Origin of the sequence: Arenibaculum sp. (assembly GCF_035998295.1) — a bacterium.
GTDB lineage: Bacteria > Pseudomonadota > Alphaproteobacteria > Azospirillales > Azospirillaceae > DASYHS01.
This window is the reverse complement of sequence record NZ_DASYHS010000122.1, coordinates 1-17,988: the sequence shown is the minus strand read 5'-3', so window position 1 is coordinate 17,988 and position 17,988 is coordinate 1. Positions and strand designations below refer to the sequence as shown.

16 protein-coding genes are annotated in these 17,988 nt (G+C 72.4%); 8 read left to right on the top strand and 8 right to left on the bottom strand.

All coding sequences use genetic code 11. The annotated features are described in order from the left end of the window. Positions 1–114: 114 nt before the first annotated feature. Positions 115–2,085 (top strand): alpha-amylase family glycosyl hydrolase, encoded by a 1,971-nt coding sequence (locus VGO20_RS12510; RefSeq protein WP_327502681.1) that lies wholly within the window; start codon positions 115–117, stop codon positions 2,083–2,085. A gap of 46 nt (positions 2,086–2,131) precedes the next feature. On the opposite strand, the gene VGO20_RS12505 is transcribed toward VGO20_RS12510, so the two are convergent. Continuing rightward, the gene (locus VGO20_RS12505) at positions 2,132–3,142 is read right to left on the bottom strand and encodes a hypothetical protein (RefSeq protein ID WP_327502680.1); all 1,011 of its coding nucleotides are present in this window, start codon (positions 3,140–3,142) and stop codon (positions 2,132–2,134) included. Between the two features lie 182 nt (positions 3,143–3,324). Here VGO20_RS12505 and VGO20_RS12500 point away from each other — a divergent pair, with 182 nt between their 5' ends. Continuing rightward, on the top strand, positions 3,325–3,783 hold the full coding sequence (locus VGO20_RS12500) for an acetyltransferase (protein WP_327502679.1): 459 nt from the start codon (positions 3,325–3,327) through the stop codon (positions 3,781–3,783). Between the two features lie 40 nt (positions 3,784–3,823). Here VGO20_RS12500 and VGO20_RS12495 read toward each other — a convergent pair whose 3' ends face one another. Next, positions 3,824–8,197, bottom strand: coding sequence for a response regulator (locus VGO20_RS12495; protein ID WP_327502678.1), 4,374 nt, complete (start codon positions 8,195–8,197; stop codon positions 3,824–3,826). A 205-nt stretch (positions 8,198–8,402) separates the two neighbouring features. Here VGO20_RS12495 and VGO20_RS12490 point away from each other — a divergent pair, with 205 nt between their 5' ends. The 4 genes from VGO20_RS12490 to VGO20_RS12475 all read left to right on the top strand — a co-directional run bounded on the left by VGO20_RS12490 (position 8,403) and on the right by VGO20_RS12475 (position 11,479). Next, positions 8,403–8,801 (top strand): CopG family transcriptional regulator, encoded by a 399-nt coding sequence (locus tag VGO20_RS12490; protein ID WP_327502677.1) that lies wholly within the window; start codon positions 8,403–8,405, stop codon positions 8,799–8,801. 60 nt (positions 8,802–8,861) lie between these two features. Continuing rightward, positions 8,862–10,037, top strand: coding sequence for an extracellular catalytic domain type 1 short-chain-length polyhydroxyalkanoate depolymerase (locus VGO20_RS12485; protein WP_327502676.1), 1,176 nt, complete (start codon positions 8,862–8,864; stop codon positions 10,035–10,037). Positions 10,038–10,363: 326 nt separating this feature from the next. Further along, positions 10,364–10,618, top strand: a complete 255-nt coding sequence (locus VGO20_RS12480; RefSeq protein ID WP_327502675.1) for a hypothetical protein — start codon at positions 10,364–10,366, stop codon at positions 10,616–10,618. 48 nt (positions 10,619–10,666) lie between these two features. Further along, positions 10,667–11,479: a YsnF/AvaK domain-containing protein gene (locus tag VGO20_RS12475; protein ID WP_327502674.1), complete on the top strand. Its 813-nt coding sequence runs from the start codon at positions 10,667–10,669 to the stop codon at positions 11,477–11,479. A gap of 52 nt (positions 11,480–11,531) precedes the next feature. Here VGO20_RS12475 and VGO20_RS12470 read toward each other — a convergent pair whose 3' ends face one another. The 3 genes from VGO20_RS12470 to VGO20_RS12460 all read right to left on the bottom strand — a co-directional run bounded on the left by VGO20_RS12470 (position 11,532) and on the right by VGO20_RS12460 (position 15,215). Then, positions 11,532–12,221 (bottom strand): GNAT family N-acetyltransferase, encoded by a 690-nt coding sequence (locus VGO20_RS12470; RefSeq protein ID WP_327502673.1) that lies wholly within the window; start codon positions 12,219–12,221, stop codon positions 11,532–11,534. Continuing rightward, positions 12,218–13,816 (bottom strand): ABC transporter substrate-binding protein, encoded by a 1,599-nt coding sequence (locus tag VGO20_RS12465; RefSeq protein WP_327502672.1) that lies wholly within the window; start codon positions 13,814–13,816, stop codon positions 12,218–12,220. The genes VGO20_RS12470 and VGO20_RS12465 overlap by 4 nt, the downstream gene beginning before the upstream one ends. 100 nt (positions 13,817–13,916) lie before the next feature. Next, positions 13,917–15,215, bottom strand: coding sequence for a sensor histidine kinase (locus VGO20_RS12460; RefSeq protein WP_327502671.1), 1,299 nt, complete (start codon positions 15,213–15,215; stop codon positions 13,917–13,919). 77 nt (positions 15,216–15,292) lie between these two features. Between VGO20_RS12460 and VGO20_RS12455 the strand changes: the two genes are divergently transcribed. Beyond that, on the top strand, positions 15,293–15,691 hold the full coding sequence (locus VGO20_RS12455) for a response regulator (protein ID WP_327502670.1): 399 nt from the start codon (positions 15,293–15,295) through the stop codon (positions 15,689–15,691). On the opposite strand, the gene VGO20_RS12450 is transcribed toward VGO20_RS12455, so the two are convergent. The 3 genes from VGO20_RS12450 to VGO20_RS12440 form a co-directional block, all read right to left on the bottom strand. Further along, a complete protein-coding gene (locus VGO20_RS12450) occupies positions 15,678–16,448 on the bottom strand; it encodes an SDR family oxidoreductase (RefSeq protein WP_327502669.1) in 771 nt (256 codons plus the stop codon). The two genes, VGO20_RS12455 and VGO20_RS12450, sit on opposite strands and share 14 nt — an antisense overlap. A gap of 95 nt (positions 16,449–16,543) precedes the next feature. Next, positions 16,544–16,894 (bottom strand): antibiotic biosynthesis monooxygenase family protein, encoded by a 351-nt coding sequence (locus VGO20_RS12445; protein ID WP_327502668.1) that lies wholly within the window; start codon positions 16,892–16,894, stop codon positions 16,544–16,546. Next, positions 16,891–17,220, bottom strand: a complete 330-nt coding sequence (locus tag VGO20_RS12440; protein ID WP_327502667.1) for an NIPSNAP family protein — start codon at positions 17,218–17,220, stop codon at positions 16,891–16,893. Before VGO20_RS12440 ends, VGO20_RS12445 begins: the two co-directional genes overlap by 4 nt. Before the next feature lie 81 nt (positions 17,221–17,301). Here VGO20_RS12440 and VGO20_RS12435 point away from each other — a divergent pair, with 81 nt between their 5' ends. Next, positions 17,302–17,988, top strand: coding sequence for an ArsR/SmtB family transcription factor (locus tag VGO20_RS12435; protein ID WP_327502666.1), 687 nt, complete (start codon positions 17,302–17,304; stop codon positions 17,986–17,988).

Below are 17,988 nucleotides of genomic sequence, written 5' to 3'. Positions count from 1 at the left end.
CTTCCTCGTTGACGGACTGCGTTAATACATTGCTAACCATGAACGGTCACCGTTCCCGCGCCCGGGATACCCGACGCGGAGATCGACGTGAAACCGGCTGACCGTTTTTCTACCATGATCCGGAAGCTCGGGCGCGCCTCCTGGTGCCTGCTGGCGCTCGTGCTCGCGGACGCGCCGGCGCTCGCGGCCGGCCCGGCGCTCGTCCTGGCCCCCGCGCTCGTCCTGGACGGCGCCGGCGGCGACGCCTGGAGCTTCACGAAGCCGGTCCGCGGCCGGGTCGAGCCCGGCGCCTGCGACGAGGTCGCGGTGCGCTCGCCCGCCGGCGAGGTGCCGGCTTGGCTGGACGGTGCCGCGTTCGAGGCCGCGGTGCCCTTGCGGCCCGGCGCCAACCCCGTCCGGGCGGTCTGCCGCCGGGACGGGGCGGAGGTGGCGCTCTCGGCGCCGCTGGACTGGCACCTGCGCCTGGAGGACGGCCCCAAGGCCTGGATCCGCACCCGCGTGGATGGCGGTACCGTCCGGCTGGACGCCGGCCGCACCGAGCGCGCGCGCGGCACGCCGGCCCCGGTCCTGCGCTACGAGTGGCGCGCGCGTCCCGGCAACCCGGCCCCGCTGGCGTTGCCGGCGGCCGGCGAGCGCGTCGAGATCCCCGTCCCCCCGGCCGACGGCGAGTACTACGTGACCTTGCGCGCGACCGACGCGCTGGGGCGCGCGGACGAAAGCACGGCCGTCTTCCGGGTCGAAGGCGGCGCGCCCGTCGCCGTCGACCTCGCGCGCGAGCATCCCGCCTGGGTCGACGACGCCGTCCTCTACGGGGTGGTGCCGTTCCTGTTCGGGCCGGACGGCCTGCGCGCCGTCGCCGCGCGCCTGGACGCGATCGCCGCCCTCGGCGCGACCGCGATCTGGCTGTCGCCGATCACCGATTCCCCGCCGGACGATTTCGGCTACGCCGTCGTCGATCCCTTCCGCGTGCGTCCCGCCTTCGGGACGCCGGACGACCTGCGCGCCCTGGTCGACGCGGCGCATGCGCGCGGCCTGCGCGTCCTGATGGACTTCGTGCCGAACCACGTCTCGGACCGGCACCCCTACTATCGGGACACGGCGCGACGCGGCGCCGCGTCGCCCTATCACGGCTGGTTCGAGCGCGACGCCGAAGGCCGCGCCACCCACTACTTCGACTGGGAGAACCTCAAGAACCTCGACTTCGACAACCCCGAGGTCGGCAACTACGTCGTCGCGGGCTTCGCGCACTGGGTCCGGGAGTTCGGCATCGACGGCTTCCGGGTCGACGCGAGCTGGGGCGTGCAGGAGCGGGCGCCGGAGTTCTGGCCGCATTGGCGCGCCGAGCTGAAGCGCATCGACCCCGACCTGTTCCTGCTGGCCGAGGCCTCGGCCCGCGACCCCTACCACGTCGCCAACGGCTTCGACGCCGCCTACGACTGGACCGGCCGGCTGGGCGAATGGGCGTGGCGCGACGCCTTCGGCGAGGGCGGTGCCGACGCCGACCCGGGGCTGCTGCGCGCCGCGCTGGTCAACGGCGGCGCCGGCTTTCCCGACGACACCCTGGTCCTGCGCTTCCTGAACAACAACGATACCGGCGCGCGTTTCGTGACGCGGCACGGGCCCGCGCGCACCCGGGTGGCGGCGGTGCTCCTGTTCACGGCGCCGGGCCTGCCGCTGGTCTACAACGGCGACGAGGTCGGCGCCGCGTTCGAGCCCTATGACGAGGGCCCGCCGATCGCGTGGCGCGACGACCACGGCCTGACGCCCCACCTGACCCGGCTGGCGGCCCTGCGCCGCGACGTCCCGGCGCTGCGCTCGCGCGAGATCGAGCCGGTGCGGACCACCCGCGACGACGTGGTGCTGGCCTATCGCCGGCCCGGCGCGACGCCGGCCGGGGACGTGCTGGTCCTGCTCAATTTCGGCGGCGAGGCGGTCGATGTCGGCCTGGACCCGGCCGGCCCGGCCGTCACGGGGACCGGCCGCTTCGACGACCTCCTGAACGGCGGGACGGCGGTGCTCGACCCCCGGGCGCCCGCCCTGCGCCTGCCCGCCTACGGCTCGATGGTCCTGCGCGCCCGCTTGTAAAGGCGCGCTGCCGGCGTGGTCGCGCACGGCCGGGCCGGCAGTGTCGTCAGCCGGTCCCGGTCCGGACCCTCTTGCCGGCGGGCGCGGCGATACCTGCCTTTGCCTTCCTCGATCGCGTCCAGAGCACGCTCAGCGACCCGAGGGTCGCCACCGTGCCGAACAAGGTTGCGGCACCTGCCGGCGGTGCCGGTGCGAGCCAGCCGAGCGCCGTCGCCGCCGCCTCGAGAGCGAGGCTCATGAACGGAAGCGCCGCCACGCCGGCGATGTAGTTCTCGGTCCGGACGCGATGAATGGCTTTCAGGGACAGGAACACCGAAGGCCCCCGCAACAGCACTCCCACCAGGCCGGCCGATGCCCAGAGATAGGGGTCGAGCGCAAGGGCGGGATCGGCCACCCACGCCAGGTCGCCCGGCACCGCCATGCGGAGACCTGGCAGCCATCGCGCGAGGAGGCCGAGGCCAAGTGCCGCCGCCAGCATGAAGAGCGCGCTCGCGAGCAGCATGATGCCGGTAAGGCGTGCCCGCTGCCGCGTGTCGTCGGTCTGATTGAGCGGATGCAGCTCGGCGATCAATGTGGAGACGACGACGCAGAGCTCCGACAGCATCATGAGGACGAGGGCGGGATTGCGCCAGCCGCCCTCCAGACTCTGCGCCAGAAGGGCGAGCCCCAGAAGGACCGCCACGTGGCCCGGCAGCTCCAGGCGCGAAGGCCGGCGGGAAAGTACGAGCCACAGGACGACCATGCTGATCGGCACGGATACGATGCCGAGGAAGGCGGCGTTGGCGGTCGTGGTATGCACCAGGGCGGCGGTGAAGAACGCGGCGGTCGCGACGCGCAGCACGCCGTAGAGCCAGGTATAGGGATTGCGCAGCGCCTCCATGATGCCCGTGCCGCGTCCGGCGATCACCATCAGGAACGCGCCGCCGGCCGTCATCTGGATGAGCGTGAACAGCCAGGGGTCCAGCCCCGATCCGACCAGGAGCACGCGGCTGGTGACGAGAAGCACCGCCCAGCTCAGAAGCGACGCGCCGAGGACGAGGAAGGAGGATGCGCTCATCGTGCGCCCTCACCGGTTCGCTCGGCATCGTCGGCCATCCGTCTCCCCCTCTCGCTTCGTGGCCGGAAGTATGCCTCATGCGGCCGGCTCCGGCACCGGGGCGGGGATGGGAACCGCCATGCATGCGGGCGCCGTTGCGGCTCCGGCCGGATTGCATCACCATCCCGCGCCCGAGATCCGCGATGGGTGAACAGATGCTCCCGATCCGTCCGTCGCGCCCCGACGACGTCCCGGCGCTCTTCGAGGTCTGGCTCGCCGCCGTCCGGGCGACGCACGACTTCCTGACCGAGGAGGACATCCGCTTCTACGCGGACCTGGTGCGCAACCGCTATCTGCCGGCGGGGCGGTTCATGGTCGCCGTGGATGGCGGCGACGTGCCGGTCGGCTTCATGGGGATGACGGGGCGCAAGATCGATGCGCTGTTCGTGGACCCGGCCTGGCAGGGCAGGGGCGTCGGCCGCGCCCTCGTCACCGGGGCGCTCGGGGGCGGCGCCGGGCTGGCGGTCGACGTCAACGAACGGAACCGCGGGGCCCGGGCGTTCTACGGGCGCCTGGGCTTCCGGGAGATCGGGCGGTCGCCCCTGGACGACGAGGGGCGTCCCCTCCCGCTGGTCCATCTCGCTTACGACGCCGCCCCGTGACCGGGCGGTCCGGCGTCACGCCATAGCGGCCGCCAGGGCGTCATGCCATAGCGGCCGCCAGGGCGTCGGCCAGCGCCTTCTCGCCATAGGGCTTGCGCAGCAGGACCGCGCGCCCGGCCGGGTCGCCGTCGCCGGCCGTCTCGGGCAGCTCGTATCCCGAGGCGTACACGACCCGCAGCCCCGGCACCCGCCGGCAGGCCCGGGCCGCCAGCTCCTTGCCCGAGATGCCGGGCAGGCCGATGTCGGTCAGCAGCACGTCGACGGGTTGCGTCTCGATCAGCGCCAGCGCCTCCGCCGCGTCGCCCGCCTCGGTGACGAGATGCCCGAGGCCCTCCAGCATCTCGGCCGTCGCGAAGCGGATCAGCCCGTCATCCTCCACCAGCAGCACGCGCAGCGGGCGCGGCTCCGGCTCCGGCTCCGGCTCCGGCCCCGGTTCCGGCCCCGGTTCCGGCCCCGGCTTCGGCGGGTCCGCCGCCGCGCCGGCGTCCCTCTGCCGCTGGTTGCGCAGCACGTGGCGCAGCTTGCGCGCCAGCGCCTCGCGCGTGTACGGCTTGCTCAGCAGCTCGATGCCGTCGTCCACCCGTCCGTCGTGGACGATCGCGTCCTCGGCGTATCCCGAGGTGAACAGCACCGCGATGCCCGGCAGAAGCTCGCGCGCCCTGCGGGCCAGCTCGGGGCTGCGGAGCCGGCCCGGCATCACGACGTCGGTGAACAGCAGGTCCACCGGCGCGCCGCTCTCCACGATCGCCAGCGCGCCCTGCGCGTCCTTGGCCATCAGGACGCCGTAGCCGAGGTCGGACAGCATCTCGACCACAGTCGCGCGGACGTCCTGGTCGTCCTCGACCACCAGGACGGTCTCGCTGCCGCCGGTCGCCGGCCCGGCCTCGACCTCTCCGGCCCCCACCTCCGCTGCGGCCTCCTCGTCCCGGTGCGTGCGCGGCAGGTGGATCCTGACCGTCGTCCCCCGGCCGGGCTCGCTGTGGATCCCGACATGCCCGCCCGACTGCTTGACGAAGCCGTAGACCATGCTCAGCCCGAGCCCGGTCCCCTGTCCCTCCGCCTTGGTCGTGAAGAACGGCTCGAAGACGCGCGACACCAGCTCCGGCGGGATGCCGCAGCCGGTATCGGTGATCGCCAGCGTCACGTATTGTCCGGGCTCCACCTCGGCGAGCCGGGCGGAATGCGCGTCCTCGAGCGGGGCGTTCGCGACCTCGATCGTCAGCCTGCCGCGGCCCTCCATCGCGTCGCGGGCGTTGATCGCCAGGTTCAGCAGGGCGTTCTCGACCTGGGCGACGTCGACGAAGGTGTTCCACAGCCCGTCGGCGACGACGGTCTCGATCTCGACGGCTTCGCCCAGCGCGCGGTGGAGCATGTCGTCGAGGCCGCGCACCAGCCGGCCGGGATTGACCACTTCGGGCGCCAGCGGCTGCCGGCGGCCGAACGCCAGCAGATGGGAGGCCAGCTTCGAGCCGCGGTTCACGCCGTTGAGGGCGTTGCGCAGCCTCTGCTCGGCGCGCCCGTTGCCGGCGACGTCCTTCAGCAGGAGCTGGAGGTTGCCGCCGATGACCTGGAGCAGGTTGTTGAAGTCGTGCGCGACCCCGCCGGTGAGCTTGCCGACCGCTTCCATCTTCTGGGCCTGGCGGAGCTGCTCCTCCAGCTCCTTGCGCGCGGTGACGTCCCGGCCGGCGGCATGGAAGACGTCGCCTTCGGGCACGGCGGTCCAGCTGTACCAGCGCCAGGCGCCGTCCGCCGCGCGGATGCGGACGTCGACGTCCTCGGCCACGGCGCCGCCGGCCAGGCGCTCGAAGGCCGCCTGCGCGGCGGCCTGGTCCTCGGGATGGACCAGCGCGTCGAACCGGGTCCCGACCAGCTCGCCCTCGGCGTATCCGAGCTGCCGGGTCCAGGCCGGGTTCGTGGTCCGGTAGCGCCCGTCGAGGCCGCAGACCACGAACAGGTCCCGGCTGATGCTCCAGATGCGGTCCCGCTCGCGCGTGCGTTCCTCGACCTGCCCCGCGAGCGCCTCGTTGAGCCGGTGCAGCGCCTGCATGTGCTCCCGGCGCAGGCGCGCGGTCGCGAGGCCGGTGTCGACGCGCGCGATCAGCTCGCGGGCCGAGAAGGGCTTGACCAGGTAGTCGTCGGCGCCGGCCGCGCGGCCTTCGATGCCGGCCTCCTCGCCGGCGCGCGCGGACAGCATGATCACCGGCAGGTCGGCGAGCTGCGGGTCCCCGCGCACCGCGCGCAGCAGCCCGAACCCGTCGAGCCGGGGCATCATGATGTCGGTGAGCAGCAGGTCCGGCCGGCGCGCCCGCATCGCGTCGAGCGCCGCCCGCCCGTCGGGCACCGCCTCGACGTCGTGGCGCCCGGCCAGCAGCCGGCGCACGTAGTCGCGCATGTCCGCGTTGTCGTCGGCCAGCAGCACGAAGGCCCGCCCGCCCGTCTCCTGCCCGGTCCCCTCCGCCGCGGTTCGCTCTTCCCCGGCCGGCCGCGCGTCGGGCAGCCAGCGCAGCGCCTCCTCCACATAGGCCTGCGCGCGCACGGCCGGGGAAGAGGGGGCCGGGGAAGAGGGGGCCGGGGCTGGCGCGCCGTCCTCCCGGACGCGGTCCTGCGGCAGGTGGGAAGTGCCGAACGGGACCCTGACGTGGAACGCCGTGCCCCGTCCTTCCTCGCTCTCGACCCGGATCGTGCCGCCGTGCAGCTTCACCAGCTCCTGCACGAGGGCGAGGCCGATGCCGCTGCCCTCGTAGCTGCGCCCGCGCGCGCCCTCGACCCGGTGGAAGCGCTCGAACAGGCGGGGCAGCTCGTGCGCGGGGACGCCGGTGCCGGTGTCGCGCACCGTCAGCGCGGCCCAGTCCCCGCCTCCGTCCCCGTCTCTGCCCCCGTCCGCTCCGAGCTCGACCGCGATCCCGCCCTCGAAGGTGAACTTGAACGCGTTGGAGAGCAGGTTGAGGACGATCTTCTCCCACATGTCCCGGTCGACATGGACCGGCCCGGCGAGCGGCGGGCAGCGCAGGACGAGCGCGAGCCCCGCCTTCTCGCACGCGGAGCGGAAGGTGCTCGCGAGTTCGGTGGTGAGGGCGGCGAGGTCCGTCGGCTCGAAGCTCGCCTGCGCGCGCCCGGCCTCGATCCGCGAGAAATCCAGCAGCGCGTTGACCAGCTTCAGCAGCCGCAGCCCGTTGCGGTGGATGACCCGCACGCGCTCCAGCTCCTCGGGAAGCAGGCGCCCGGCATCGGCCAGCGCCTCCTCCAGCGGCCCGAGCATCAAGGTGAGCGGGGTCCGGAACTCGTGGCTGACATTGGAGAAGAAGGTGGTCTTGGCGCGGTCGATCTCGGCCAGGGCTTCCGCGCGCCGGCGCTCCTCCTGGTAGGCGCGGACATTGCCCAGCGCCGTCGCGACATGGGCGGCCGCGCGCTCGATGAAGGCCCGGTACTCCTCGTCGAGTGCCCGGCGCGGGCTGATGCCGGCGATCAGGAAGCCCGCGGCGTCGCCCGGGCGGGTCGCCGCGACCGGCACCACCAGCGCGCTCTCGGCCGGTTCCGGCCACAGCCCGCCCGGCAGCGCCGCGCCGAACAGCGCGGACAGGCCGTCCACCTTTTCGGACCGGCCGGTCGCCAGCGCCCGGGCCAGCGGCCACGCCCCCGCCGCGCCGGCGGCCTCGATCGTCCCCGCCGTGCCGGCGGCCTCGATCACCTCCGGGCTGGCCGGCCCGCCCGGCGGCAGGCCGGCATGGCCGGCCAGCCGGGCGTGCCCCGTCCCGTCGAGCCGGTACAGCAGGCAGAACGGCACGTCCGCGGCACTCCGGGTCAGCGTCCGGGCCGGGATCTCCCACACGTCGCTTTCCGACCGGGCCGCCGCGAGCCGTTCCGCCAGCACGCGCAGCGTGCGCTCCCGCCGCTCGCTGATGACGCGGAACGTGGTCTCGACGACGGCGTTGAAGATGCCCTCGACGCTCCCGTCCTCGCCGCGGATCGGGCTGAAGGTGAAGTTGAAGTAGCACTCCTCCGTGTAGCCGTGCCGGTGCATCGGCAGGAGCTGGTCCTCCTGCCAGATCCCCTCGCCGGTCGCCTGGACCTTCTCGTAGAGGGGGCCGATCGTGTCCCAGAGCTCGGGCCACACCTCGCGGCCAGGACGTCCCAGCGCCCAGGGGTGCTTCTTGCCGGGGATCGGGCTCCAGGCGTCGTTGTAGAGGAGCGCCAGCTCGGGTCCCCAGTAGATCGCGATCGGGTAGCTCGTCCCGAGGCAGATGCTGATGGCCGAGCGCAGGCTCTGCGGCCAGGTCTCCGGCGCGCCCAGCGGCGTGCGCGACCAGTCGTGCGACCGCATGCGCGCACCCATCCCGCCGCCGCTGGCGAGGAAGTCGGGCACGGGGCGTCCGCCGGCTTCGTCTGCGATGGCTTCGTCTGCGTTGCCGGTCATGGGAGAGGGATGCCTTTTCGCGAGCGGCCCGGTGCGGACGGCGCGACGGGCCGGCACCAGGCCCGCACCAAGTAGACCGATCCGTCCGGTCGATCCTCTTTCGCGTTTTCCCGAAAGGCAAGCGGTTCATGAGGCGAAGCGGCTTGACAGCCGTCGGATGTCACACCACCTACCATCCAGCTAGATGGTGAATGGATGGTAGGTGATGGCCGACAGACCCGCGGACAGTGAGAAGATCACGATCAACCTCGGCTTCGTCGATCTCGGGCAGGTCGACCTGCTGGTCCGGGAAGGGTTCTATTCCAACCGCACCGACTTCATCCGGACCGCCATCCGCAACCAGATCGAGCGGCACGCCGACGTGGTCAGCAAGGCCGTGACCCGCAAGAGCGTGGATCTCGGCCTGCGCCGCTTCGGGCGTGCCGATCTGGAGGCGGCGCTGGCGGCCGGGCAGATGCTCGACATCCGCGTCCTCGGCCTCGCCACCATCGCCCCGGACGTCACCCCCGACCTTGCCCGCGCCGCCATCGCCTCGCTGACGGTGCTGGGCGCGCTGCACGCCAGCACCGAAGTCAAGGCGGCCCTCGCGGACCGTATCCAATAACGGCTTCGGCCGTATCCGGTGACGGCGCCCGCCGCACCGACCGCAGATGAAGGCATCGACATGACCGACAGATTCCGCTCCGGGATGGCCGAGGCGACCCGCCTCACCGGCGCCGGCAAGCTGAGCGAAGCGACCGCCCTGATCCAGCGCCTGCTCGGCGGCGGGGCCGCCCCCGCGCCGGCCGGCGCCGAGACGGCCGATCCCAGGCTGGGCGACCCCACCGTGATCGATGCCGACTACGTCACGCTCGACGAGGCGCCGCCCGAACGGCCCGCTCCGCGGCCGGACGGCCCGGCCCGGCCCCGGTCCGGCCTGGGCGAGACCCTGCGCGGCCTGCGCCGGCGCGCCAAGGCCCCGCAGCCCGCCCCCGTGCCGCTGCCCGACGGCGCCGCGTTCGAGACGGCCTCCCACTCCGGGGCCGCCGGCACGCGCGCCTACCGGCTCTACGTTCCCGCCAGCCGGACCGGCGGGCCGCTTCCCCTGGTGGTGATGCTGCACGGCTGCACCCAGTCGCCCGACGACTTCGCCGCCGGCACGGGCATGAACGCGCTCGCGGAGGAGCATGGCTGCCTCGTGGCCTATCCGGAGCAGCCCTCCTCGGCCAACGCCAACAAGTGCTGGAACTGGTTCGAGCCCGGCCACCAGGAGCGCGACCGGGGCGAGCCCTCGCTGATCGCGGGGATCGTCCGCCAGATCATGCGCGACCACCCCGTGGACGCCGCCCGCGTCTACGTCGCCGGGCTCTCGGCCGGCGGTGCCGCCGCAGCCCTGGTCGCGGCCGCGTATCCCGACCTCTTCGCCGCCGTCGGGGTGCATTCCGGCCTGCCGGCCGGGGCTGCGCGCGACCTGCCCTCGGCCTTCGCCGCCATGCGCCAGGGCGCGGCGGGCGACCCGGCGCGGCGCGGCGTCCCGACCATCGTCTTCCACGGCGACCGGGACACGACCGTCCATCCCCGCAACGGCGACGCCGTCGCGGCCCTGGCCACGGCGTCCGCGGCCGGGCGGCACCCCGCCGTCGAGCGCGGCCGGGTGCCCGGCGGCCATGCCTACAGCCGCGCGGTCCATGCCGATCCCTCGGGCCGGGTGCTGTGCGAGCAGTGGACGGTCCACGGGGCCGGGCACGCCTGGGCGGGCGGCAGCCCCTCCGGCTCCTACACGGACCCGCGCGGGCCGGACGCCGCGCGCGAGATGCTGCGCTTCTTCCTGGCGCACCGCCTGCCCGGAAACGGCCCGTGAGGGCCGGTCGACCTTCTTCCCGGTAGTCGGGAGGGCGCTCCGCCCCGGCATTGGCGATGATCCGGTACTTCCCGGGCCACCGCCTGCCGGGGACCGGCCTCTGGAAGGTGGGCGGAGGGCGCTCCGACGCGCACGCTCTTTATATTCGGTGGGCAGCCATCCGTCGGCACCATTCCGACAGTGCTCTTCCGAGACATCGTTCGGCGAGAAGTCCGTTCGCCTTCGGCCGCCGGTTGTATGGCTCCGGCCCGTAGCTTCCTGGGGAGGAACCAACCGATGGAGGTCCTGTTGCGACATGATCCAACCGTCAGCGGGAGTTTTCATCCATGGCTGAACAGCCGGAAAAGTCTGGCCTCTACACCAACGTCGACCGCAAGACCACCACCACCGGGCCGGCCAACACGTCTCATGCCCCGGCGCGCAAGCGCGGCGTTCCCTGGTGGGCGTGGCTGATCGCGGCGCTCGTGATCCTCGCCCTGCTCTGGTGGCTCTTCTCGGGCAACGACCAGGAGGCCGTCGTGGTCGAGCCGACCGGCACGACCGTCGAGCCCGTGACCCCGGTGCCGCCGCCACAGCAGTGATCGTGCCCCGCTGCCGGGTACTTCCCCTCCCTTTCCGAGGAACATGACATGGCCGACACTACCCTCGTCGCACTATACGACGACGCAGAGACGGCACGCCGCGCCCTGACCGAGATCATGGCGGCCGGCCACCACCGCGAAAGGTTCTGGATCAGCGATCCGTCCTACGCATCCGAACGGGCCGTTACGCAGGACCCGCGTCTCCAGAGCCTGGCCCGGGAATTCGCGACGCCGTCGCGCCGCGTCCAGGCCTTGACCTCGCTGGGCGTTCCCCAGCACGACGCCAACGTCTACGCCGAAGGCGTGCGCCGCGGCGGCACGCTGCTGGTCGGCGAACTGCCGTCGAGCGAGGCCGAGGAGGCGCACGACATCATCGAGCGTCACAACCCCGCCGACATCGACGCGCGCCACGAACGCTATCGCGCCGCCGGCTGGAGCAATTACGACGCCAGCCCGGACTACAGCCCCGAGCAGGCCGCCGAAGAGCGGATCCCGCTCATGGAGGAACAGGTCGAGGTCGGCAAGAGGCAGCGGGAGAACCGTGTCCGGGTCCGCACCTTTGTCCGCGAGACGCCGGTCGACAAGGACGTGACGCTCCACCAGGAAAGGGTGGTGATCGAGCGTCGGCCGGTGGAGCGCGATACGCGGGACGCGCAGGCGGCTTCCTCCTTCGAGGAACATACCCACGAGTTCGTCGAGCGCAACGAGGAGGCCGTGGTCGACAAGGAAGCACGGGTCCGCGAGGAACTCGTCGTCCGCAAGGAGGAGACGGATCGGACCGAACGGATCCACGACACCGTCCGCCGGACCGATGCCGAAGTTGCGAACGAGCGCAAGGACCGTACCGACGACACTCCTTGACGGCTCGCGGCGTTCGCCCGCGTCAGTATGCGGGCTTGCGGCATTCGCCGCGTCAGGCGGGCCCCTGGCGGAGGAAATCCGCCAGGGGCCTGATCCGCGTGCCGTCGGGCGCGAAGTTGCCGGGCGCCAGCCAGGCCTCCAGGCGGGCGGCGACGGCCGGCCATTCGCGGTCCAGGATCGCGTGGACGGCCGTGTCCCAGTTGCCGCCCTTGACCCACATCGTCTGGCGCAGCACGCCCTCCAGCGTGAAGCCGTAGCGCGCGGCCGCACGCATCGAGGCCTTGTTCTCCGGCGTGCAGCGCCATTCGAGCCGCCGGTAGCCCAGCGTCTCGAACAGGTAGCGGCCCTGGAGCAGGAAGGCCTCGGTGCCGCCGGCCCTGCGCGACAGCGCCGGGCCGTAGACGAGGCCGAGCTCGGCCACGCCCATCGCCGCGTTGACCTGGAGGAGCAGGAACAGCCCGGCGGCGCGCGCCGTGCCGCCGGACTTGTCCATGATCGCGTGGAGGACGGTGCCGGACTGGCCGATGCGCAGGCGCAGCCAGTCCACGAACGCGGCCTCGTCCGGGAACGGGCCGGGCGGCACGCCCGCCCACAGCCCCGGATCGCCGATCGCCCGCCACAGCTCCGGCCCGTGGCGCGCGGGGTCGAGGCGTTCCAGGTCGACGCGGTCCCCCCGGATCGCGTCCGCATCCGGGAAGGGCCGGGGCAGCGACGGCGCGCCGCCCGCCGGGTCCGTGCTCATTCCTTGGTGACCAGCCGGTAGAACACGAAGTCCGAGGTGGTGCCGTTGACGAACCCCTCGACGCCGTCCCGCATGGCGCCCTGGCTGACGGCCTGGAACATCACGACGATGGGCGACGACGCCTGCACCCGGCGCTGGAGCTCCAGATACGTCTCCCGGCGCTTCTCCTCGTCCTTCTCGGCCAGCGCCGCCATGGTCATCGCGTTCATCTCGTCCGGCACCGCCCAGGCGTTGCGCCAGGTCGTCGTGCTCTGGTAGCTGGCGTCGGAATTGTCGGCGTTGTAGGCGAAGGCCTTGGCGTTGGAATGGGGGTCCATGAAGTCCGGGCCCCAGTACAGCAGCATCGCCTCGTGATTGCGCGCCCGGTACTTGGTGATCACCTGGCTGCCGGTGCCGGGGACGATCTCGAAGTTGATGCCGGCGCCGGCGAAGCTCGCCTGGAGGGCCTGGGCGATGTCGGTGAAGGGCGGGCTGCCGATCACGTCCAGCGTCACCCTTATCGGCGTCTCGACGCCGGCCTCGGCCAGGATGCGCCGCGCCTTCTCGGGATCGTAGGCGTAGGGGGTCCCGGTGAGCGCGCCGGGGAAGCCCTTCGGCCAGAACGCCTGGTGCACCTGCATCTGGCCGCGCAGGAAGCTGTTCGCCATGCCCTCGTAGTCGACGAGATGGCGCGCCGCCTCCCACACCGCCGGCGGGGTCAGCGCCTCGGTCTTCTGGTTGAAGCTGAGGAAGTGGACCGCCGCCTGGGGATAGGTCTCGATCCTGATCCCGTCCCGTCCCTCGAGCCCGGCGATCTGGTCGGGCGTCAGGTTGCGCGCCAGGTCCGCGTCGCCCGCCTCCAGCAGCAGGCGCTGGGTCGCGGGCTCCGCGACGTGGCGGATCGCGACCGTGCGCATCGCGGGCGCGCCCTTGAAGTAGTCGGGGTTGGCGTCCATCGTCAGCAGTTCGTTCGGGCGGTACGCGCGCAGCCGGAACGGGCCGGTGCCGGCCGAGTTGGCGTTCAGCCACGCGTTGCCGAGATCGCCGTCCCGCTCGTTCGCCATCACCGTCTTCTCGTCGACGATGGAGCCCGGGCGCGCGGCCAGCACGTTCAGCACGAAGGCCGGCGAGAAGTCGCCCTCGAAGCTGACGGCCACCTGGTTCGGCCCGGCGACCCGGACCATGTCCCGGACGTTCTCGGGCGTCCAGCCGAGCTGGGTCAGGATGAAGGCCGGCGCCTTGTTCAGCTCGACCACGCGCGAGAAGGAGAAGACGACGTCCTCGGGCCGCAGCGGGTTGCCGGAATGGAAGGTGACGCCGTCGCGCAGCGTGAAGGTGATGGTCCGGCCGTCCTCCGACACGGTCCAGTCCTCGGCGACGCCGCCGACCAGCGTCTCCGTGTCCTCCGCGTCGTACTGGACGAGCCGGTCGTAGAGGTTGGTGACGATCTCGCCCGAGGTGAACTCGTAGGCCTGGGCGGGGTCCAGGCTGACGATGTCGTCGATGTTCTGGGCGACGACGAGCATGTCCGGCGGGGTGGCGGCGAGAACCGCCTGCGGCGGCGCGGACAGGGCCAGCGCCGCCGCGACCGCGGCCGTTGCGAACAGTTTCCTCACGTGTTCCTCCCTGCTCCGGTGCCGGTGTTGCGCTTGCAAGACCGGCATTGCAGGCGTCTTCGGCGTGCCGGTCAACGGTGCAGGCGGGGAGACCCGGGCGTCAGCCCCCGAAGGACAACCGGAACTCGGTCCCGCCGCGCGTCTCGATCGACACGCCGCCGCCGACCTGGCGGGCGATGGCCTTGACCAGCGCCAGCCCCGACCCGCCGGTGCCGGACGCGTCCGCGTCGCCGATGCCCCGGCCGTCGTCGCGCACCACCAGCTCGCCCTCCTCGCCGCCGCCCGGCGCACGGAACCGGATCTCGATCCGGCCCGTCCCCTCGGCGGGGAAGGCGTGCTTCAGCGCGTTCGCGATCGCCTCCGCCGCGATCAGCCCGACCGGGACGGCCGTGTTCAGGTCGAGCCGGCCCTCCGCCGGGCCCACCTCGACCGCGATACGGCCGGTCACGCCGAAGCTGTCGGTCAGCGCCGCGCCGAGCGTGCGCAGATAGACGGCGAACTCGATGCCGCTCGTGTCGTCGTGCTGGTACAGCGCCTCGTGCACGAGGCTCATCGCCGTGACCCGGCGCAGCGTGTCCTCGAACGCCTCGCGCAGGGCGGGGTCGCGGCTGCGCCGTGCCTTCAGCATCAGCAGGCTGTTGACGATCTGCAGATTGTTCTTGACCCGATGGTGGACCTCCTGCAGCAGCACGTCCTTCTCGGCGGCGGCGCGCCGCGTCTCGTCCAGGGCGACGCTCAGCGCCGAGGTCCGCTCGGCGACGCGCGTCTCCAGCTCCCCGTTGACGCGCCGCAGCTCCTCCTTCGCCTGCTTCAGCGCGCTGCTTTCCAGCAGCGTCCAGGCGCCCCGGCGCCGCGCCAGCGCGAACTCGTGGTTCTCGACCACGTCCAGCACGCCGCCGGCATTGCAGCGCTGCGTGCAGTAGCTGCACAGCGCAATGACCCGGTGGTCGCAGAAGCAGGCGTTCACCTTGGTCTCGTACTCGGCGAAGGAGTCCCAGTCCCCCGCCTCGAGGAAATAGGTGTTCCCCGTCGCGCGCAGGCCCAGGTAGCCGTTCTCCAGCGCCCGGTCCTTGAGCGCGAGCCATTCGTCGAGCAGGATGTCGGCGCCCTTCTTGCCGTCCCGGAGATACCACTCCCCGGCGTCGACGATCTGGATCTGGCCGCGCCGCTGGCGCCGGTCGAGGTCGGGCACCGCCGCGCGCAGCGCGTTCCCGGCCTCCTCGGCGCCGAGCGGCCGGGCCGCCACCCACAGGCACTGCTCGTTGTTTTCGAGCCCGGCCTTGAAGTAGGGGACCAGCGTGTCGACGAGGTCCGCGGCCGTCTCATAGAACTGGCAGAAATGGGTTCCCCAGCGCACTTGGCCGACCGCCGGAATGCCACTATCTACGAAGGCTGTCATGGTGGGCTCCTTGCCGATCCCCACAGTATAAGGGCGGACATGTACCTTGTGGGTATATTTTCAGCGGTAACAGTTCCGTGACACACGCCCGTATCCTGGCCCGTATCCTGATCGTCGAGGACGAGGTGCTCGTCGCCATCGCCAATGCCGAGATCCTGGAGGACCTCGGCTATCGGGTGATCGGAATGGCGGTCAGCCATGAGGAGGCGGTGGACCAGGCGGCGACGGCGATCCCGGACCTGGTCCTGATGGACATCCGGCTCAAGGGCGCCGTCGACGGCATCGTGTCGGCCGGCATCCTGAAGGAGCGGCACGGCTGCCGCGTCCTGTTCGTGACCGGGCAGGGCGACGCCACGACCCGCGAGCGGGCCGCGGCGGTCGGCCCGGCGGGCTACCTGAGGAAGCCCTTCACGCCGGGCCAGCTGGCGGACGCCGTCGCCGCCGCCCTCGCCTGGGCGCCGCTCAGGTCCGGGTGACGGACACGCCGCCGTCGACCAGCATCGCCGTGCCGGTCACGAAGCTCGCCGCGTCGGACGCGAGGTGGAGCACCGAGCGCGCGATCTCCTCGGGCCGCGCGATGCGCTTGAGCGCGTGCAGGTTCTCGACGAAGGCCAGGACCTCGGGGCCGGCTCCGGGCGCGTTGGTGATGCTGGCCGGCGTGTCGGTGCCGCCGGGCAGGATCGCGTTCGCCCGGACGCCCTTCGGGCCGAGCTCGGCCGCGAGCACCTTGGTCAGGCCGATCAAGCCGGCCTTGGCCGCGGCGTAGGCCGCCATGCCGGGCATGCCGACCGTCCAGCCGACGAAGGTGGACGTGAAGACGAGCGAGCCGCCGCCGCGCGCCAGCATCGCCGGCACCTGGTACTTGGCGCCGAGGAAGGCGCCGGTCAGGTTGGTGTCGAGCACGTCTCGCCAGCCCGCCGTCGATACTTCCGAAACGGGCGCCATCTCGCCGACGACGCCCGCGTTGTTGAAGGCGATGTCGAGCCCGCCGAAGCGCTCGACCGCCGTGTCGACCAGCGCCTTGGCCAGGCTCTCGTCCCTGACGTCGCCCGCGACGGCGACCGCCTGGCCGCCTTCCGCCTCGATCTCCGCGACGAGGGCGTCGAGCTCGGCGCCGCGCCGCGCGCTCACGACCACGCGCGCCCCTTCCCGGGCGAACAGCTTCGCGGTCGCGCGCCCGATGCCGGAGCTGGCGCCGGTCACGATGGCTGTCTTGCCGTGCAATACGGTCATTCCTGGATCCTCTTTCGAACCGAGCTTGCTGCTCGGCCCGGATGATCGGGATCTTCCCGTACCGCCGCGTCCCGGTTCTTGCCGCCGAACCGGAACTACCGCGCGTCGTGCGCCGCCCGGCTGTCGGGCGGCGCCTCCCCGCGCTCGGTCATGCCGTAGTCGCGCAGCACGGCGGCGACGCGCAGTCGGTAGTCGTCGAGCACGCCGCTGCGCCCCCGCGCCTGGGCCGAGCGGTGGGAGGTCCGGTTGCGCCAGCGCTTCACCGCCTCCTCGTCGCGCCAGAACGACAGCGACAGGTACTTGTCCGGGTCGGCGACGCTCTGGAAGCGCTCGACCGAGACGAAGCCGTCCATCCCCGTGAGCTCGGCGCCCAGCGTCCGGGCGATGTCGAAATAGTGCTGCTTGCGGTCCCCGGGCGCCCACAGCTCGAAGATGACGGCGATCAAGGGCGTACCTGCCGGGCATGGGGGGCCGACGCCAGGCGCAGGAAGATCCGGTCCTCCCGCAGCAGGAAGCGTTCCTTCATCGCGAACTCGTAGTTCGCGCGCCCGAGCGGGTCCTGGGCGAGGCGCGCGCGGTAGGCCTCGTATTCGGCCAGGCTCGGGATGGTGTAGACGCCGTAGGCGGTCGTGCTCGACCCCTCGTGCGGGGCGAAATAGCCGATCAGGTCGGCGCCGCAGCGCGGGATCGCCTGCCCCCAGTTGCGGGCGTATTCCTCGAACGCGGCCTTCTTGAACGGATCGATCTCGTAGCGGATGAAGCAGGTGATCATCGGCCCGGTCCTCTTTGTGCAAGGTGGTGACGGGGATGATAGGCGGTTGAAGCCCGCCCATGCTTCGGCTACCATCGAACCATGAAGGAAGGTCCCGTCATCGCTCCCGTCGCGGCCCTGCTGGGCGACCCGGCGCGCGCGAACATGCTGTCCGCCCTGATGGATGGGCGGGCGCTGACCGTCAGCGAGCTGGCGCAGGCCGGCGGCGTCACGATCCAGACCGCGAGCGGCCATCTCTCCAAGCTCGAGGCGGCGAGCCTGGTCGCCGCCGAGAAGCAGGGCCGGCACCGCTATTTCCGCCTGTCCGGGCCGGACGTGGCGCAGGTGCTGGAGGCGCTGATGGGCCTTGCCCAGCGCACCGGCGCGGTGCGCGTGCGCACCGGTCCGAAGGACGCGGCGCTGCGGGCGGCGCGCATCTGCTACGACCACCTCGCCGGCGAGCGCGGCGTGGCGCTGATGGACCGGCTGACCCGGCGCGGCCTGCTCGCGGACGCGGACGGCCCGGTCCTGACCGACGCCGGCCGCCGCTTCTTCGGCGAGTTCGGGATCGACGTCGCGGCACTGGAGCGCGGCCGCCGCCCGGTCTGCCGCGCCTGCCTGGACTGGAGCGAGCGGCGCAGCCACCTCGCCGGCGCGCTGGGCGCCGCGATCCTGTCGAGCGTCGTCGAGCGCGGCTGGGCCGGCCGCGACGGCCGCGTCCTCGCCTTCACCCCCGAAGGCCTGGAAAAGTTCGAGGCGGCGTTCGGGCCTGCCGAACGTCACTCCTGA

What these genes read in the sequence shown, in the direction of transcription:
- VGO20_RS12510 (WP_327502681.1), top strand. Translation starts at nt 115, where the DNA reads ATGATCCGGAAGCTCGGGCGCGCCTCCTGGTGCCTGCTGGCGCTCGTG.
- VGO20_RS12505 (WP_327502680.1), bottom strand. Translation starts at nt 3,142, where the DNA reads ATGAGCGCATCCTCCTTCCTCGTCCTCGGCGCGTCGCTTCTGAGCTGG.
- VGO20_RS12500 (WP_327502679.1), top strand. Translation starts at nt 3,325, where the DNA reads ATGGGTGAACAGATGCTCCCGATCCGTCCGTCGCGCCCCGACGACGTC.
- VGO20_RS12495 (WP_327502678.1), bottom strand. Translation starts at nt 8,197, where the DNA reads ATGACCGGCAACGCAGACGAAGCCATCGCAGACGAAGCCGGCGGACGC.
- VGO20_RS12490 (WP_327502677.1), top strand. Translation starts at nt 8,403, where the DNA reads ATGGCCGACAGACCCGCGGACAGTGAGAAGATCACGATCAACCTCGGC.
- VGO20_RS12485 (WP_327502676.1), top strand. Translation starts at nt 8,862, where the DNA reads ATGACCGACAGATTCCGCTCCGGGATGGCCGAGGCGACCCGCCTCACC.
- VGO20_RS12480 (WP_327502675.1), top strand. Translation starts at nt 10,364, where the DNA reads ATGGCTGAACAGCCGGAAAAGTCTGGCCTCTACACCAACGTCGACCGC.
- VGO20_RS12475 (WP_327502674.1), top strand. Translation starts at nt 10,667, where the DNA reads ATGGCCGACACTACCCTCGTCGCACTATACGACGACGCAGAGACGGCA.
- VGO20_RS12470 (WP_327502673.1), bottom strand. Translation starts at nt 12,221, where the DNA reads ATGAGCACGGACCCGGCGGGCGGCGCGCCGTCGCTGCCCCGGCCCTTC.
- VGO20_RS12460 (WP_327502671.1), bottom strand. Translation starts at nt 15,215, where the DNA reads ATGACAGCCTTCGTAGATAGTGGCATTCCGGCGGTCGGCCAAGTGCGC.
- VGO20_RS12450 (WP_327502669.1), bottom strand. Translation starts at nt 16,448, where the DNA reads ATGACCGTATTGCACGGCAAGACAGCCATCGTGACCGGCGCCAGCTCC.
- VGO20_RS12440 (WP_327502667.1), bottom strand. Translation starts at nt 17,220, where the DNA reads ATGATCACCTGCTTCATCCGCTACGAGATCGATCCGTTCAAGAAGGCC.
- VGO20_RS12435 (WP_327502666.1), top strand. Translation starts at nt 17,302, where the DNA reads ATGAAGGAAGGTCCCGTCATCGCTCCCGTCGCGGCCCTGCTGGGCGAC.